General features: G+C 47.2%; 15 protein-coding genes. 11 read left to right on the top strand and 4 right to left on the bottom strand.

Annotation, left to right across the window (positions count from 1 at the left end; translation table 11 throughout):
* From tnpA to BR86_RS0114395, 3 genes are all read right to left on the bottom strand, one after another.
* Positions 1-190: IS66 family insertion sequence element accessory protein TnpA (tnpA, locus tag BR86_RS15850; RefSeq protein ID WP_143099329.1), on the bottom strand; the 190-nt coding region annotated here is incomplete at its 3' end.
* Positions 191-295: 105 nt separating this feature from the next.
* A complete protein-coding gene (locus BR86_RS0114400; protein ID WP_031475067.1) occupies positions 296-2,251 on the bottom strand; it encodes an oligosaccharide flippase family protein in 1,956 nt (651 codons plus the stop codon).
* Positions 2,252-2,258: 7 nt separating this feature from the next.
* Positions 2,259-3,278 carry a glycosyltransferase family 2 protein gene (locus tag BR86_RS0114395; protein WP_051684848.1) on the bottom strand — a complete coding sequence of 340 codons (1,020 nt, stop codon included), beginning with the start codon at positions 3,276-3,278 and terminating at the stop codon, positions 2,259-2,261.
* Positions 3,279-3,645: 367 nt separating this feature from the next.
* On the opposite strand from BR86_RS0114395, the gene BR86_RS0114390 reads away from it, so the two are divergent.
* From BR86_RS0114390 to BR86_RS0114365, 5 genes are all read left to right on the top strand, one after another.
* Entirely contained in the window at positions 3,646-4,941 is a 1,296-nt protein-coding gene (locus BR86_RS0114390; RefSeq protein ID WP_075034442.1) for an RNA-binding domain-containing protein, read from the top strand.
* Positions 4,942-5,455: 514 nt separating this feature from the next.
* The gene (locus tag BR86_RS0114380) at positions 5,456-6,898 is read left to right on the top strand and encodes an ATP-binding protein (protein ID WP_031475059.1); all 1,443 of its coding nucleotides are present in this window, start codon (positions 5,456-5,458) and stop codon (positions 6,896-6,898) included.
* A 73-nt stretch (positions 6,899-6,971) separates the two neighbouring features.
* On the top strand, positions 6,972-7,187 hold the full coding sequence (locus tag BR86_RS0114375) for a hypothetical protein (RefSeq protein ID WP_031475057.1): 216 nt from the start codon (positions 6,972-6,974) through the stop codon (positions 7,185-7,187).
* A 58-nt stretch (positions 7,188-7,245) separates the two neighbouring features.
* Positions 7,246-7,710, top strand: a complete 465-nt coding sequence (locus BR86_RS0114370; protein ID WP_031475055.1) for a DUF4869 domain-containing protein — start codon at positions 7,246-7,248, stop codon at positions 7,708-7,710.
* Complete coding sequence (locus tag BR86_RS0114365; protein ID WP_031475053.1) at positions 7,700-8,683, top strand: P-loop NTPase family protein; 984 nt, start codon at positions 7,700-7,702, stop codon at positions 8,681-8,683. Before BR86_RS0114370 ends, BR86_RS0114365 begins: the two co-directional genes overlap by 11 nt.
* A gap of 224 nt (positions 8,684-8,907) precedes the next feature.
* Here the strand turns inward: BR86_RS0114365 and BR86_RS0114360 are convergent, their stop codons facing one another.
* The gene (locus tag BR86_RS0114360) at positions 8,908-10,089 is read right to left on the bottom strand and encodes a Gfo/Idh/MocA family protein (protein ID WP_051684847.1); all 1,182 of its coding nucleotides are present in this window, start codon (positions 10,087-10,089) and stop codon (positions 8,908-8,910) included.
* Between the two features lie 146 nt (positions 10,090-10,235).
* Here BR86_RS0114360 and BR86_RS0114355 point away from each other — a divergent pair, with 146 nt between their 5' ends.
* From BR86_RS0114355 to BR86_RS0114330, 6 genes are all read left to right on the top strand, one after another.
* Complete coding sequence (locus BR86_RS0114355; protein ID WP_031475049.1) at positions 10,236-11,129, top strand: LysR family transcriptional regulator; 894 nt, start codon at positions 10,236-10,238, stop codon at positions 11,127-11,129.
* Between the two features lie 197 nt (positions 11,130-11,326).
* Positions 11,327-12,883 carry an AbgT family transporter gene (locus BR86_RS0114350; RefSeq protein WP_031475047.1) on the top strand — a complete coding sequence of 519 codons (1,557 nt, stop codon included), beginning with the start codon at positions 11,327-11,329 and terminating at the stop codon, positions 12,881-12,883.
* A gap of 181 nt (positions 12,884-13,064) precedes the next feature.
* A complete protein-coding gene (locus tag BR86_RS0114345; RefSeq protein ID WP_031475045.1) occupies positions 13,065-14,252 on the top strand; it encodes a M20 metallopeptidase family protein in 1,188 nt (395 codons plus the stop codon).
* On the top strand, positions 14,252-15,430 hold the full coding sequence (locus tag BR86_RS0114340) for a M20 metallopeptidase family protein (RefSeq protein WP_031475043.1): 1,179 nt from the start codon (positions 14,252-14,254) through the stop codon (positions 15,428-15,430). The genes BR86_RS0114345 and BR86_RS0114340 overlap by 1 nt, the downstream gene beginning before the upstream one ends.
* A gap of 18 nt (positions 15,431-15,448) precedes the next feature.
* Entirely contained in the window at positions 15,449-16,762 is a 1,314-nt protein-coding gene (locus tag BR86_RS0114335) for an amidohydrolase (protein ID WP_031475041.1), read from the top strand.
* Positions 16,763-16,908: 146 nt separating this feature from the next.
* Entirely contained in the window at positions 16,909-17,268 is a 360-nt protein-coding gene (locus tag BR86_RS0114330) for a hypothetical protein (RefSeq protein WP_031475039.1), read from the top strand.
* Position 17,269 lies beyond the last annotated feature (1 nt).

Raw genomic sequence — 17,269 nt, 5'->3', positions numbered from 1 at the left:
CTGTAAAAGAGATGTCTGTTGCCTGCAATGCGGCACGTCGGCTTTTTCGAAGCCAGTAGTAATACGCGTTTTGGGAAAGATCGTGTTCCTGGCAATAGTCTTTGATCGTGAGTCCGCTGGATTTCTGATCCCTGATGATAGCAACCCAGTTCTGCAAACGAATCTGGGAAGTAGCTAATTGAGTATCCATGAGAAACCTCCTGTGAAAACTGGGAAAAGTTGACACCAACTTTTTCAAGTTTTGAAAGTGACAGAATAATTATCTCATGGCCGAGATGCCGTATCACGGCACCGACTATTTACCGTTTACGTTTTTGCCGCAGATTTCCGTTACCATGAATCCGGCATGCTTCAGCATTTCGGGCGAATCCGTTCCGAAAACCCGGAGATGGTCCATTTGACCGAAATGGAGGATCCGTTCTGATTCGGAGGTGATGGACGGATCTTCATATACGCTGTTCAATTTCCGGTCGACCGGAAACGAGAGAATGAGTTTTCCGTCCGGCCGAAGGATGCGATGCAGCTCACTCAGGGCCTTGCGGTAGTCTGAGACATGCTCCAGAACGTGATTGCAGATGATCATGTCGTAGGAATCGTCTGGAAGGCCGGTGGACTCGATATTGAGTTTGAGGTCTGCCGGGCGGTAGAGATCCGCGGTATCGGCGGCGAGTCCGTTTCGGTCCATCCAGAGGCGGAGCGAACTCTCCTGGGCAAAATGCAGTATCTTTTTATTCTTCATCCATGCTTTGTGCTCTTCCATCCATTCGATGAGAATTCGGTGGCGGGGGAGGGAAATGCATACCGGGCAGATCACATTCTGGTCGATCCCGTGGTATCGCGCCGGATTATACAGAGTGGGTTTCCGGTCAAATCCAATATCAATAAAACGTATCAGATGAGTGTCGCAGCATGGGCAGTAATACGGGAGTGCATTTTTCAGTAGTCTGCTGATACCCCGCGCGATACGGGGCCGTACAATGCGGCGTACACGGCCGGCAGCTCTGCGCATGAGGTTTGCTCCAAAATTCATGGCTAAATCCTTTCTTATGAAATAGATACATAATATCCAGACGATGACTTCCGCTATCACCGTGGTGATGGCGGCACCGACACCGGAGAGCAGCGGAATCAGGAGAAGATTTGCTGCAAAATTGAACACTGCCCCGGCAATTTCGGCCTGAAGAAGCCGGTGTTCTTTTCCGGCCGGGATGAGAACCTGCCCGCCGAGAATATTGCTTGCGCCGATGGGAATCAGGGAGAGAAGAAGAATCCGGAAGGCCGGTACTGCCGGAAGATACGATTCGCCGCCGACGAGAAGGATAATGTACGGGGCCAGCGCAAAACAGAGGAAGGCGATCGCTGTCTGAAAGGCCGTCACGAAGATCAGAGTTTTTGCGGCAAAGGATTCAAAACGGTCACGCTCCCCGTTTTTCCAGAGATTCGCAGTGATGGGAAGCGCCGAGCTCCATACCAGACCTCCGGTGGCGGCAAGGACGGATTTACCTTTGGCCGCAATGCTGTAAAGCCCGGTTTCATATTCATTTCTCATGAATCCGAGCATGGTCAGGTCAAGACTGTTGTATACGTATACCGCACAGGTCATCATAAAAAAGGTGAGAATCGGGCGGAAATGCGCGGGATTGATCCGGAAATGAAAAGGAAAGTCCACATACCGGTGGAGTCGGAAAAACTGGATGAGACTGCTTCCGGAGGTGGAGAGGATGGACAGCGCCGCAAAGGGAAGCAGATCGCTGGCAGAGCGGACAAAGAGAAGAATTCCGCAGAGGCATATTCCTTTGCAGAGCAAGGTGACGGCCGCAAGAAAACGGAATTTTTCGAGGCCTCGATAGAGCCAGTCGCAGCCGATCATCTGGAAAAGGATGGCGCTCCCGTAAATCAGAAGAAGGATTCGCTGCCCTTGGAATTTTGGAAGCAGCAGGATAATCAGAATATAGATTGTTCCTACGATTCCGGATAGAAGGACATTGATATTCCAGAGTTCTCCAAAGACGTTGCTGAGTTCTTTCCGGCTGCTGCTTTTTTCGGCACAGACGCGCATGGCATAGACGGGCATGCCGAGATTGGAAAGGAGAACGAAATATCCGGTAAAAGAGGACAGAAACGCGGTTCGGCCAAAGGCCTCGGGCTGCAGGATTCTCGTCACATATAACAGGGTTAAAAACGAAAATATATAAGTGATTACCTTGATCAGAAACTGAAAGGTAATATTGCGCAGAAGTCGTTGTATCATGTTTGTGTTACCTTAACAGAAGCGTCTGGGATGATCGATAAAACCGGTATAATCGGTAGAGCATCCGGTTGACCGCCATCGGGGAAACGTGATAGAACCACGCCGCCGCTTTCAGACGGAGAGAGCATTTCGATAGATCGATGGAGGCGGAAAGATCCAAAATACATTTATTCAGATAGCTCAGATAGCGTTCTTTCTGCGGAATCGGGTAAAGAATACCACGATAGTAGAAGCTTAGCATGGAGAATAACTGTTTTCTGCGGACAAAGTCCAGATCACTGTCGGTGAAGTACTGGGGAGAAAACTGACAGATATAATTCGTATAATGGGTATACGCCGCGGTAATGTCCCTGAGATTTTTCAGGTTCAATGTTTGAGTAATACTTTCGGGGCGACGGCGGTAAAGTATCAGAACTTCATTGAGAAGATAGACATTCCTTGCTGAGTGGAGAACCGGCAGAATGATATCCAGATCTTCAAAATTCTGCCCATTGCGGAAGCGAAAGCGGTTCCAGATTTCCCGGCGGTAGATCTTGCTCCATACCACATGTGTGATGGTTCGATACAGATTCAGCTTCATCGCTTCCGGACCGGAATAGAGACCGGGCTTGTGGTTGGGAAGGGCCTTTTGCATAGGTGTGTTCCGGAGATTCGAGCATTTTTTTCGGCTGAAGAAAGAAAAATTGCATTCCACAATGTCCGCTCCGGATTCTCTCATCGCTTTTTCCATCACTTCAAGCGCATTTTCGAGGAAAGCGTCATCGGAATCCAGAAAGGCAATAATATCCCCATGACAGATGTCGAGACCGGCATTTCGGGCCGCGCTTAAGCCGCGGTTTTCCTGATGAATAACCCGGATGCGGGAATCGATCTCAGCGTAGCGGTCGCAGATTTCGCCGGAGCCATCGGTGGATCCGTCATCGACAAGAATGATCTCCAGATCCCGGAAGGTCTGGTGAATTACACTTTGGATTGATTCTTCAAGGTATGGCTTTACATTATATACCGGCACGATGACGCTGATCATAGAGCTGCCCTTTCCTCCGCGTAAGTAATAATCTTGTGTCACAAAAATCAACGATGCTATTTTATCATGAAATGAATGGATGGAAAATAAAATTTGATACGGATTATTTTGCTTTTTGTGCAGAAAAGGGGGATGTTATGACAAAAAAGATTTCTTCGAAGTCGGAGAGATTTGATTCGCTGGTGCCTGGTTTTCACGATGATACTGGGATAAGTGGCAATTAAGGTAGCAAATAAAGTGGTAAATAAAGTAGCAAAAAGAGTAGCAAAAAGAAACGAATAGAGTATAATTCATAGTGGCAGGGAGAAACTATGATAAAGAGAAAAAATGTTACCAAGAGAACAATACATTTAGGAGGCGTGAAGCTATGAATATAGGAGTAGAAACAGAAAAGATAGAATTCAAGAAGACAACCGGTGAGCTCCGGGAAGGAATAACTTCATTGGCTTCTATGCTCAATAAGAATGGCTATGGAGTTCTGTATTTTGGAGTTAAGGATAATGGGGATGTAGTTGGTCAGCAGATGGGCGACAGAACACTTAGAGAAATATCCCAAGCGATAGCAAATTTCCTTAAGCCACAAGTTATACCGACCATAGAACATGAACTAATCGATGACAAAAACGTAATAAAAATCGAAGTACGCGGTTCAGAAAAACCATATTCAGCATATGGACGTTACTATATGCGATCGGCTGATGAAGATAGAGAATTGAGCCCAACAGCTCTTAAGGAGTTGATGGATAGACAAACTTCATCGGATATTTTGACATTGATTCCCGCGCCGGTTCAGACGCTAACATTTAATAAACTTAAAATTGCATATGTAACAGCTGGACTAACAGTTGATCAGACAACCTTTGAAGATAATGCAGGGTTGAAAAACAGCGATGGAAAATATAATATGATGGCTTTTTTGCTTGCTGATGAGAATGATATTTCGATAAAAGTTGTTACATTTGCAGGAAAAGATAAAACGGATCTTATAAAGAGAAATGAGTATGGGGGAACTTGTCTGGTTACCGCCATCGATAAAGTGTTGGATTATATGGAATCCATTAACGAAACTATGGTTACGATGGGAAACCATAGGCGAACGGAAGAAAAGCTATTTGACATGGCAAGCTTTAAAGAAGCTTGGCAAAATGCATGTATTCATACGAAATGGGACAAAGGAAATCCACCAGCAGTTTATATTTTTTCTGACAGAATAGAAATTATCTCTACAGGGGGATTACCAGTAGATTTAAACAGAGAAGAATTTTACAAAGGAATCAGTAAGCCAGTAAACTCCAAGCTCCAAAAAATATTTGGGCAGTTGGGGTACGTGGAGCAGACAGGTCATGGCATTCCTCTTATAATAAGCAACTATGGAAAACAGGCTTTTGATATTATGGAGAATTTCGTTAATGTTACTATTCCATTTAATTATGAGAAAAAGAATAGTGATGGAACGGGCACTGATAACAATGTCAGCATTAATGAGGCTGAGCAGCGTGTTATCGATTTTATAAGTCAAAATTCTAGTATCACGATAAAAGAATTAGTTGCTGTAAGTGGATATTCTGATGGATATATAAGAAAAATACTCGCCTCATTGAAAGAAAAAAAGGTTATTGAGCGTCAGGGTGGAAATAAAACTGGAAAATGGGTAATTGTATGAGATAGCCTCCAAACGGAAGATGACGCAGTGTGATGCCGAGGTGATTGTTCATATGCATCTTTTTGCCGCAACAACCGAAGGTTATATCTTCATTATCAGCCTGAAGCGAACCGCAAAAGCGGATCACGGTCCTGCCGGATGCAGTCAAGCCGGTGGAAGTCGACTCATTCACAAAGCCGTACAGGCAGGCTGTTCTTAGATTCAGAGCCTGAGGTTCATGTCAAGGCTGTCGGACGGTATTAGTAACCTATAGTGTGGCATGGTCAATTCTACAAGAAAAATGATTGCCCCACTTTTTTGCAGAGTTCACATAAAAATAAGCGCTTACTGACAACGAGCGAGAGGAAACGAGTCTTACAAAATAACTGCTTAAGGAACTCAAATCATTTGAGTTCCTTTTTTAGTTGATGAAACTTAGATGTGAATATGCTTTAGCTGATAAAGTTATATTTTTTGTTCGTTGACAAAACTAAAATAGAACATTAAGATCTAAAATTAGAGAGGAGGAACTGAAATGACAGCCGAAGAATTAAGGGAAAAATTGGAGCTGATACAGAAGCTAAAATGTGAAACACCAACATTGGAAATAAAAAGTGCAGAGAAAGGATGTCCCAAACATCTATATGATTCATTGTCCAGTTTTTCAAATCAGGATGACGGTGGAGTCATTGTATTTGGCGTGGATGAGAAACATGGTTTTAAAGAAGTGGGAGTATATGACCCGCAGGATATTCAAAAGAAAATAAATGAACAATGTTTACAAATGGAGCCGGTTGTCAGACCATTACTAACGGTGGCGGAAAAAAATGGTCTGTTTTTTGTTGCAGCTGAGATACCGGGGGTAGATATTACAGAAAGACCGGTCTTTTATCAGGGGAGAGGCAGAGTAAAGGGGTCATTTGTTCGTGTGGGCGATAGCGATGAACCGATGACAGAATACGAAGTATACAGTTACGAGGCCTACAGGAAAAAGTATCAGGATGATATTAGAGTTGTTGAGAGGGCTACATTCGCAGCGTTAAATCAGGAAGCTGTTACAAATTATATTGGATTGCTGAAAACCGGGAAACCTAAGCTGGCAGCAATTCCGGATGATGAAATATATGAGTTGATGAGCATCAAGAGGAATGATCAAATCACACTGAGTACGGTCATGAACTTCAGCCCATATCCACAGGCGTATTTTCCGCAGCTATGTATCGTTGCAACAGTTGTCCCCGGAAAAGAAATCGGAGAAATCGGCGAACAGGGCGAACGTTTTTTGGATAATCAGCGTATCGAGGGGAATATCCGGGAAATGCTGGATGGCGCCATGCAATTTGTGAACAGGAACATGCATACAAAGACGATCATCGATTCCAGGACCGGAAAGCGGGAAGATCGGACCGACTATCCGGTTACAGCGTTAAGAGAAACGATCCTTAACGCTTTGGTGCATCGTGATTATAGTATTCATACCGAAGGAATGCCCATCCAAATAACGATGTATGAAGATAGAATCGAGATTAGAAATCCGGGTGGTTTATATGGCAGAATCAGAATAGATCAATTGGGAAAAGTACAACCGGATACCCGTAATCCGATAATAGCAACGGAACTGGAAGTGTTGAAAGTAACCGAGAACAGATACTCCGGAATTCCGACGATTAGAAAAGCAATGCAGGAATACGGATTGCCTCAACCGGAATTTCTTGAGGAGAGAGGCAGTTTTGTTGTGAAGTTGTATAAGCATGGAGAAAATATTGCGGCTGTTCAAAATGAAAATAGTAAAAACAACGAGCTGATTAAGTTTTGTGAGATTCCAAGGACGCGAGCCGAGATATGTAAGTTTTTAGGCTTGAGCTCTGTTACGTATGCTATTCAGACTCATGTAATGCCGTTGGTGGAACAGGGAATACTCAAAATGAGTATACCGGATAAGCCAAAGAGTCCAAAACAGATGTTTTATTGCGAGTAAAATGATGGAGGATGTACTATTTGGCATGCTACATATAATTTGATATATAATGATGCAGAAAGGGGATCTGATTATGCATATATTTGATTACTCATTTCTGCAGAATGGACTTCTTCCTGCAGGATTGCTGAATATTACAACGGACATATATACGCTGCGTGTCATGGCCATGGGGAGAAAAGAACAGTTTGTAGAGGTATTCACGGAGTTGGCGGCAATTGCAAAGCTTCAGTCCGTCAAGAGTTCGAATGAGATTGAAGGTATAGATTGCTTTTCCGAGATTGTATAGAATTATATAGTTACGATGGATTGAAGGACCAATATTGAAAAAACGAAAAGAGAAAACTATGTTAAGAGTATGGTTTGGAGATAAAGAGAATGCCATATATAACACATCGGTGTTCTTTAAGAATCGATATAAAGATGAATGGATCACGGATGAATTTGCCAGAAAGGTAATTTCGGACGTAGACCATTCGGAAGTGATTGATGCAAATTGTATTCAGAGCCCGGTGTTAGGGAATATTTCCCCGTTACAGTTGTCCGGAGGAGTGAAAGCGTTAATTCTGATGAAACATTTGCCGGGAAAAGTATTTAACGCGTCTAATTGCGGAGATAACTGTGCGAAATGGATTTTAAAGCTCGGTCAGGAACAGGACTTTACGATTAATCTTTTTCATGTGATGGATTTTGGAGGTGGAGAGTTTGACATTCGAATTCTGAATGACAGAAAGCAGATTGTTCACAATATGCAGGAGTTCCTGATTGCGGGGGCATCCTACCTGAGAGAGGAGCAGAAGGATGCACGGTGAATACAAGATCAGGGTCAAGAATAGCAGAAATAGTTATTCATTTACCTTACGAAGAAATCTGACCATTTTAAGAGGGGAAAGCGGAAGAGGAAAGACAACACTTTTCGATATGATCCGTGAATACAACCGGTACGGCAAGGAAAGTGGAGTCAGCATCTCCTGCGACCGGGAACTGATCGCGATTGAAGGGGATCAGTGGGAAGACGAGATTCTACGTAATCCAGGAAAGATTGTTATCATTGATGAGGACAGTCATTTCATTCGTTCGAAAGACTTTGCCGAAACTGTAAAAGGCAGTGACAATTATTATCTTTTGATAACCAGAGATTATCTGGAACAATTGCCGGTCAGTGTAGATGAGATTTACAGGCTTTCTGGGACAAAGAATAAGAGATTCGTGAAGATTTATACGGAAATTGAACGGATGTACGATGCTCCGGTAAGAAGATACTTGCCATTTCGACCACAAGTCATCATTACGGAAGATAAAAGATCCGGTTTTCAATTCTTTGAATCGGTCGCTAAGAAGATGGGGATCTCATGCGTGTCGGCAGAGGGAAAATCGCAGGTGCTCTCAACCTTAAACCGGTATTCGGAAATGGCTGTGGTGGTTGTTGCGGATGGAGCTGCGTTTGGCGCGGAAATGGAAGATGTAGTCAGGCAGCAGGCGTTACGCCCTCGGAAGATTGCACTATTTCTTCCTGAATCGTTTGAATGGATTGTTTTAAAGTCTGGGGTCGTAGAATTAGAGAATAATGAGCAATTGGACTCGCCGGAGTTATTTGCAAATAGCGAAGCGTTTATGAGTTGGGAACAATATTTTACAAAGCTTTTGATGGATGCTACGCAGAATTCAGAGTTTAAAAAATACCGGAAAGACAAGTTGGCAAACTACTACCTCCAGGATAGGGTGGTTCGGGAGATTGAGAAAGAAATCCCCGGAGTGGATCTGAAAGAATCGGAGGATAAGTAACGAAAAAGCGGTTACTCAGGCGCGGGCGTTAACAGATAGTCAGCTATGAAAAGTCAAGGTTCGGTCAGAGATAAAGAGCATATGGAATGAACATCATGGAGAGTGATATTTTGAGACTGTAAAATGGTTTCTGAATACGAAGAGAATTTATCCTCTTTCCATATAAGAATCCCCTGGCAGGCTTATATTCAGACCTGCCGGGGGATTCTTATATGCCGTTTTCCCTAAAAATCAACGCGTCTTCCTTCTTCCGCAGACATATACGCCGCGTACATGATCTGGGTAGTCAGGAAAGCGAGGTCGAAACCGGAGGTGGGCTCACGGTCGTATGCAATGGTTTCCACGAAGTCTGTCAACTCGCCTGTGTAGCCGCGGATGACCTCATCGCTCACAAAGGCTTTGTTCCAGCCGAGTTTCTGCGGAAGCATCTCGGAGATGTAAACATCGTCCAGTCCGTCCTCATCGAGGAAATAGGTGTTGAGAATGTCGGTGGGGGTGATGTTGCACATCAGCGCATTGTCGTTGGCGTAGACTTCGATGTAGTTTTTGGAACCGCCCAGAACCGTATCGCTGGCAATGGTCAGACACTTGGTTCCGTCCGTAAACGTGACGGTGACGGCAGCATAATCCTCCACATCTTCCGGTCTGGCCGCAATGTGGCGGTGCTCATATTCATTCAGACAAGCTGAGGTTACGCCGACATCTGCAGAAACGCTTTTGATTCCGATGGCCTCGCCCCGGGCTTTTGCCTCTTGCTGTTTTAACCACAGCATTCCGCAAAGCGGGTGGGAGCCGGTGCGGACCAAGATGCCGCCGCCGGTCTTATTCCATTTTCCGGCGACAGGGGAGCTGGATCCCTTCAGGCTTTCTTCGCCTTTCATGAAGAGGATTTTTGATTTCTTTGCCCGGATGATCTCCGCAGCTTTCTGAACGGGAGTCGCGTAGACGAAGTTCTCGGCATAGAGGAACTTCCGGTCTGAGTTTTCCAGCACTTTCCTCAGTTCTTCCATTTGTTTCATGCAGGCTTTATACATTGTGGCTTTCAGCGTGGTTAAGCCTACATTTTTCTCACCCGGTTTTCCAAAATATCCGGTGAGAGGCTTTTCGCAGATGACATGTTTACCGGCCAGGATCGCTTTGATCGCCATGGGGACGTGGAGGTAGGGTGGAGTCACAATGTCGATGACGTCGATTTCCGGATCAGCCAGCATCTCATCATAGTTCGACGTCATGGTCTCATATCCGAACTCGTCCTTTACGCTCTTTGCCAGTTTCTGGTCGATATCACAGATTGCTTTTAGACGGAATGGAACACTGTTTATTTTTTTATACCCGTTGCCGTGAAGCCTTGCCGCATAACCTGCTCCGACGGTTCCGATGACTACAGTTTTTGCCTGATTTGTCACGGTTCTCTCCTCCTTTTTGTACCATACGAGTGTTCTGTAATTTGATTATATGCGTGTAAAGATCATAGATATAATATGGATTTCTTTTAAGATAATAGGGTCAGACTATCAAGTATGGTAAAATGATTTTAAGGGGAGGTCTTGCTATGACATTGAATCAGCTGACGTATTTCCGGACGGTTGCCGAAACGGGCAATATGCGGCAGGCAGCAGAGGTGCTCTATATTTCCCAGCCGTCGTTGAGTGCTTCCATCGCGAATCTGGAAGCGGAATTGGGCGTCGCTCTGTTTGAACGGCGTCATCAGAGATTGTTTTTGACAACTCACGGAGAAGCATTTCTTGCCCACTGCCGACAGATTCAGAAAGATCTGGAGGATGCGAGGGATCATATGAAGATTCTCTCCGATGAGGAGCAGCAATTCTTTCGCATCGGCATGATCACGCCGTTTCTGCGGGATTATTTTCCAAAGAAAATGCAGGCTTTTCAGAAGCTGCCGGGGAACGAAAACGTGTCGTTCACTTTTTCGAATGCGCAGACGCCGGAACTCGTGCAAGGATTAAAGAACGGCATCTTTGACTTGCTGCTCTGCTCGGCGAATGAGGATCCGGAAGTTCGGCAGATTCCGATCCGGAAGGAGCCGCTGGTATTTATTTCACCGAAAAAAGAACCGTATGTCCTTGAGTGTTGGGAGTCCCTTTCGGAATTCAAGCTGATCGGCTATCTGAAGGATTCTGTTATGGATCGCCTGATTGAGCGCGCTGCGGGAGAGCACGGAGTGAAGTTGCATTTCCTTCACCGGGCGCCGGGGGATGATTCCATCATTTCCCTTGTGGAGTACGGTTTTGGGAATGCGATTATTCCGAAAAACAGGAATCTGATGTACTACGACGTATCCTGCACACCCCTGCCCGGAAGCGCATATTACCGAACGGTGTATCTTACTACCTTGCGCGATCATCCATGCCGCGGGGCAGCGGCGCGGTTTGCAAATTTTCTGGAGAAGGACGTAAAAAAGGGGCTGTCGTCAAACACATCATGATATTCGCATAACAACAGAAACTATAACAAAAGATTCTGAATAATATACGAATTATTCATACTTTACTGGTATAACTTGATAATATGTATACACGTCGTATAATAAAATTGAATTTATGAAATATTCGCAATTATAAATTCAGGGGAAAGGTGTAATTGCCTGACTCGGTCAGGCGCAGTTTGTGAGAGGAGACGTGTATGGCAGAAGAAAAAGAAAAAAAATCGTTACTGAATCGAGTGTTGGATTCCATCGAGCGAGCGGGCAATAAGCTCCCGGATCCGATCACGATGTTCCTTGGACTGGCAATTCTTGTTGTCATTCTCTCAGCGGTATGTTCCGCGGCAGGAGTATCGGTCGTTTCACCGGCAGACAATTCAACGATCACGGTATTTAATCTGCTTTCGATTGAGGGTATTCAGTATCTCTGGACGAATGTAATAACCAATTTCTCCGGTTTTGCGCCTCTTGGAATGGTACTGGTAGCGGTGATCGGTTCTGCCATCGCGGAAAAGAGCGGATTCCTGATTGCGCTGATGGAGCGGTTTCTCGGCGGCGCAAAGGGCTGGGTGGTTACCATGGTTATCATGTTCCTTGGTATTAACCTGAATGTGGCGGGAGACGCCGGATTCATCATTCTGCCCCCGCTGGCGGCGATTCTTTACATGTCGATCGGAAGAAGCCCGATGCTCGGTCTCTATGTGGCATATGCGGGCGTTGCGGCAGGCTTCTGCGCCAACATTTTCCTTGGACTGTCCGATGCGCTGGCATACGGATTTACCGAGAATGCCGCAAAGATGATCAACCCGGATTATCAGCAGTCCATTGCGATTAACTGGTATTTCCTGATCGCTTCCTGTATCATTCTTACCGCGGTAGGTACCGTACTGGTGGAGAAGGTCATCTTAAACCGCTTTGCCGTGACAGCGGAAGATCTGAAGAAATATGACTTTAACGCGGAAGAGGCGGCGAAGGTGACGGAGCTTCAGAAAAAGGGCCTTCGGAATGCCGGAATCGGTTTTCTGATCTTTGTCGCGGTTATCGTGTTCATGAGTGTTGCTCCGGTATACAACGGGCTTCCGATTCTGGGAGACGAAACCGGTTCGATTATTGCCGGCGCGTCCCCGTTCAGTAAGGGTATTGTGTTTACGGTAACGCTTGCTCTTCTGGTTCCGGGCGTTGTCTATGGTGTGACCATCGGAAAGTACAAGAATGATAAGGATATATGGGCGGATGCCAGCCAGGGTATGGCAGACATGGGCAACTATATCTTTATGTGCTTCTTCATTTCCATCTTTACCAACTTCTTCAGCAAGTCAAACCTTGGAACGATTCTTGCAATCACTGGCGCGGACGGATTAAAGAGCATCGGATTTACGGGTGTTCCGCTGATGGTAGGCCTCATTATTGTCGCAGCGTTTGTCAATATCTTCATGGGCTCGGCTTCCGCAAAGTGGGCGATTCTTGCCCCGGTTTTTGTGCCGATGATGATGCTGATGGGATATGATCCGGCCATCACACAGGTCGTTTATCGTATCGGTGATTCGATCACCAATCCGCTGAGTCCGCTGTTTACGTATATGCCGGTAATCTTAGGATATGCGAGACGATATGAGAAAGAGACCGGTCTTGGCACGGTAATCGCTAACATGCTTCCGTTCTCGATTACATTTACCATTGCCTGGATCATTCAGGTTATCGTCTGGGTATCGCTCAACCTTCCGCTTGGACCGGGCGGCGGAATTTTTCTGGGCTGAGTGAAAATGATATAGTTTGACATCAGGCCCGGTTCGCTGGAACCGGGCCTGTTATATGCAGGCAGCGATTGCTGCATACAGGAAACGGATTATAGATGAGCAACGCTTATGATATTCCGGGAACGGGGAAGAGCCAATGAAAGAACGGAAACGGCAGTTATCGCTGCATTTGGAGGAGAAGATGAATTTCAGGGAAAACGCATACGCAATACAGAATTTTCTGACGGATTGCCGGCATCACATTCACCGCAATCCGGAACTGTCGTTCAAAGAGTGGGAGACAACCCGATTTATTGTTGAAAAGCTCACGGAGATGGGGATCGATGTGACGACCTTTGAGGATTATCCGGGATGCATTGCCCATATCGGCGGGAAAAAGCCGGGAAGAACCGTTTTCCTCAGAGCGGATATCGATGCCCTTCCCATGGAGGAGCACAGCGGCGTGGATTATGCTAGCAATGTGCCGGGAGTCATGCATGCCTGCGGTCATGATGTCCATACGACGTCCCTTCTCGGGGCGGCAAAGCTGTTGAAAGCGGTGGAAGATTCCATACCGGGAAAGGTGAAACTTCTGTTTCAGTCCGGGGAGGAGTGTTTTGTGGGATCACAGTATTACATAAAGCATCATTGTTTTGATTCATGTGATTTCATCTATGGCATGCATGTCTGGCCGGGGCTTGAGGACGGGAAGGTGGACTTCAGTGACGGCAACCGGATGGCGGCATGCGACAATTTTGTGCTGAAGATTCACGGGAAATCCGCGCACGGATCGACACCGAATCTGGGAAAAGACGCGATCGTCTGCGCAAGCGCAATGATCATGAATCTGCAGAGCATTGCCAGCCGGTGGAATGATCCGATGAATCCGCTGGTTGTCAGCGTGGGAATGATCAAGGCCGGCACGGCGTTTAACATCCTGTGTGATGAGGTTGAGCTGGAAGGAACGGTCCGGACCTATGACAGGGATATCCATCTCGCGATCGATGATGCGTTCCGGAATGTCGTAGAGTCGACGGCGAAGACCTACGGCTGTACGGTTGATATACAGTATGACAAGCTTGAGCCGGCGGTGGTAAATGATCACGCTGCGGAAAATGAGATCGCAAGAGGCGCGGTGGCGAAGCTTTTCGGCAAAGATGCCGTCGCATATGTGGACAGCGGCATGGGCAGTGAGGATTTCAGCCAGATCATGGAGGTGGTTCCGGGAGCATTTGGTTTCCTGGGAATCCGGGACGAGGAATACGGTGCGGTATGGCCGCTTCATTCCGATCACTTCAGAGTAAACGATAATGTGCTTCCGATCGGTGCTGCGACCTATGCACAGGTGGCATATGATTATCTTGAAGCTTTTGCCGGGGAGGAAGAATAATGTCAATCCATGATTTAGCATTAAAATATGAGCCATATGTTATCGCAACAAGGCGAACCATTCACGAGCATCCGGAGCTGGGGCTGAAGGAGGTTGAGACGACAAAGCTTATCATAAGAGAACTCGAATCCCTCGGAATCGAGGTGCAGACATTTGACGGAATCACCGGCTGTGTGGGGATCATCCGGGGCGGAAAACCCGGCAGGACGGTTATGCTGAGGGCGGACATCGACGCGCTTCCGATGGATGAGGCGGATAAGACGAAGAGTTATTGCAGTAAAGTGCCGGGGGTCATGCATGCCTGCGGGCATGACTGCCATACGGCGATGCTTCTCGGCGCGGCACATGTTCTTGCAGAGAAAAAGGATGAGCTGTGCGGGACGGTTAAGCTGCTGTTTCAGATGGCGGAGGAGATTGCGAAATATTCGGAGGAGTACGTCAAACGCGGAGCGCTCCGGGATGTGGACGCGATCTTCGGAATGCATATCTGGAACAATCTGAACGTCGGTGAGATCAATTTTGAATACGGCGAGAGAATGGCCTGCTCGGATAAATTCACCATTACGATCAGGGGAGAGGCCGCTCACGGAAGTACTCCGCATCTGGGCAAGGATGCAATCGCGGCAGCGGCCAACTGCATCATGAATCTCCAGATGATTCCGGGCAGAATCAATAACGCGCAGCAGTCGATGGTGCTGACGGTGGGAATGGTCAACGGCGGAACCAAGAATAATATCATTGCCGATCACGTGGAAATTGTCGGAGGAGTGCGGGCGTTTGACAATGATCAGCGGAAGTTTGTGGCGGAACGGATCGAAAAGATCGCCAAAGAATCTGCGGCAGTTCTCGGATGCGAAGCGGAATGTGACTATTTCTTCGGCTGTTCACCGGTGGTAAACCGGGACCGGGCGCTGGTGGATCTGGCGGTCAAAGTCGGAAAAGAAGTCCTGGGCGAAAATGCGCAGGTCCCGCTGAAGAAAATGGGCGGCGCCGAAGATTTTTCGGAATACATGAAGGAGACAAGGGCGGTATTCGGATATCTCGGTTCAAGAAATGAGGCAAAGGGCATCACGGCGCCGCACCACAGCGTGGATTTCGACGTGGATGAAGATGTGCTGAAGGACGGAATGGAGATTTACGCCCGTTTTGCGATGGAGTTTCTGGAAAATAATATCTGACGGAAGAAAGTGAAGAATATGGATAAGATTGAAGCACGAATTTTAAAGATTATCGATGATCACGCGGAGGAACTGCAGGCATTAGCGCAGGATCTGTTCGATCATGCGGAGCAGGGCTTCCATGAATATGAAACAGCAGGAAAAGCAGCGGCTTTTCTGAAACGGCTGGGACTTCAGACCAGAGAAAAACTGGCGGCAACCGGAGTGAAGGCAACCATTACCAACGGGGAAGGCCCTCATATCGCGCTGATCGGAGAACTGGACGGCCTGAGCTGCCCGTCGCATCCGCACGCGACGGAGAAGGGTTTTGCACACGCCTGCGGACATTATGCACAGATCATATCCATCCTCGGCGCGGCTCTTGCGCTCACCGATCCGGAGGTGAAGGAGGCTCTGAACGGAAGTGTGACATTTTTCGCAGTGCCGGCGGAAGAGTTTCTGGATGCTTCCGTGAGAGCGGAGGTGCTGGAGACAGAGGGAATTAAATACTCCGGCGGCAAGAGCGAGCTGATACGAAGAGGCGAATTTGATGACATCGATCTGTCGGTCACCGATCATTCGCTGATGGTCGCAAGAGGCGAAGCGGTGGATCTTCTTCTTGGAGACAGCGCGGCTTCCGGCTTTATCGGAAAGACCGTATACATGCACGGAAAAGCGGCGCATGCCGCGGCGGCTCCGCATGAAGGTGTCAATGCACTGAATGCCGCCAGTCTCGCGATGTCGGCACTCGGGATGGTGCGCGAAACCTTCCGGGAAAAAGATTATGTCCGGGTGCATCCGTATTTCCGAAAAGGCGGCGAGGCAATCAATATCGTGCCCAGCGAGGTGGTCGTGGATATGATGGTAAGGGCCGCAAGTTTAAAGGCAATCGAGGAGACGAGCCGGAAAGTGGACAACTGCTTTAAGGGCGCGGCCATGGCGATCGGTGCGGAAGCGGAGATCGTGGATGCGCAGGGGTATATGCCGGTTCCGGAGTGCCCGGCGGATGAGGTGCTCTGGAGAGCTGCCGATGTGCTGAAGGAGGAAAAAGGCATCCGGGTAAAGGAGATTCCGCTGGGACAGCAGAATGCGGCCTCTACGGATCTGGGGGATCTGGCGGCGATCATGCCGATTGTAAACTTTACCTTCGGCGGAACGACGGGGGCGCTTCACAGCAGGGATTTTAAGGTGGAGTCTCCGTATATTGCCAATATCATGCCGGCACATATGATGGCGCTGACCGCTTACCATCTTCTGAAAGACGGGGCGAAGGATGCGAAAAGAATCATTTCGGATTATAAACCGGAATTTACAAAGGAAGAATATCTGACTTATGTCGAGAAGATGCACTGAGGAAGCCACCCTTCGGAAAAGAAAGAATCCCTCAGAGGACATAGTGAGTTATGGTTCGGATAATCTTATGTTATAATTTCGATATTGTGCGGCAAGATGCCTTTGACACAAAATTTTAGCATAATTCAGAACAGGATGAGACCGCAATGAGGAAGGAATTATCGAAAAACGAATGCCTGGAGGGGCTGGAAGACTGGATGATCCGCAGCATTTCACGGAAGAGAAATATCCCGATTGACGAGGCGATGAAGATTTTCTACCGTTACAAGCGTTCACACGGGCCGTATGACGGGACGGGGGATGCAAGATTTCTGGATCCGAAATCACTGGCGCAGTTTCTGGTGGAATTTGAGCCGGAGATGTATGAGAAAGAGATACAGGGGATTTCCGGGATCATCGCGGAGAAGACCGCGAAGCAGGTCCGGGATGAAGAAGAACTGAAAGAAATCAAGCGCATAAGAAAGACGAATAAACTGCCGGAAACGGAAACCAAGGACGGCCTTTAAA

The organism is [Clostridium] aminophilum DSM 10710, from assembly GCF_000711825.1.
GTDB classification, from domain to species: Bacteria; Bacillota; Clostridia; order Lachnospirales; family Lachnospiraceae; genus Clostridium_R; species Clostridium_R aminophilum.
The sequence above is the reverse complement of the archived record's forward strand: the minus strand, read 5'-3'. Positions and strand labels throughout refer to the sequence as shown.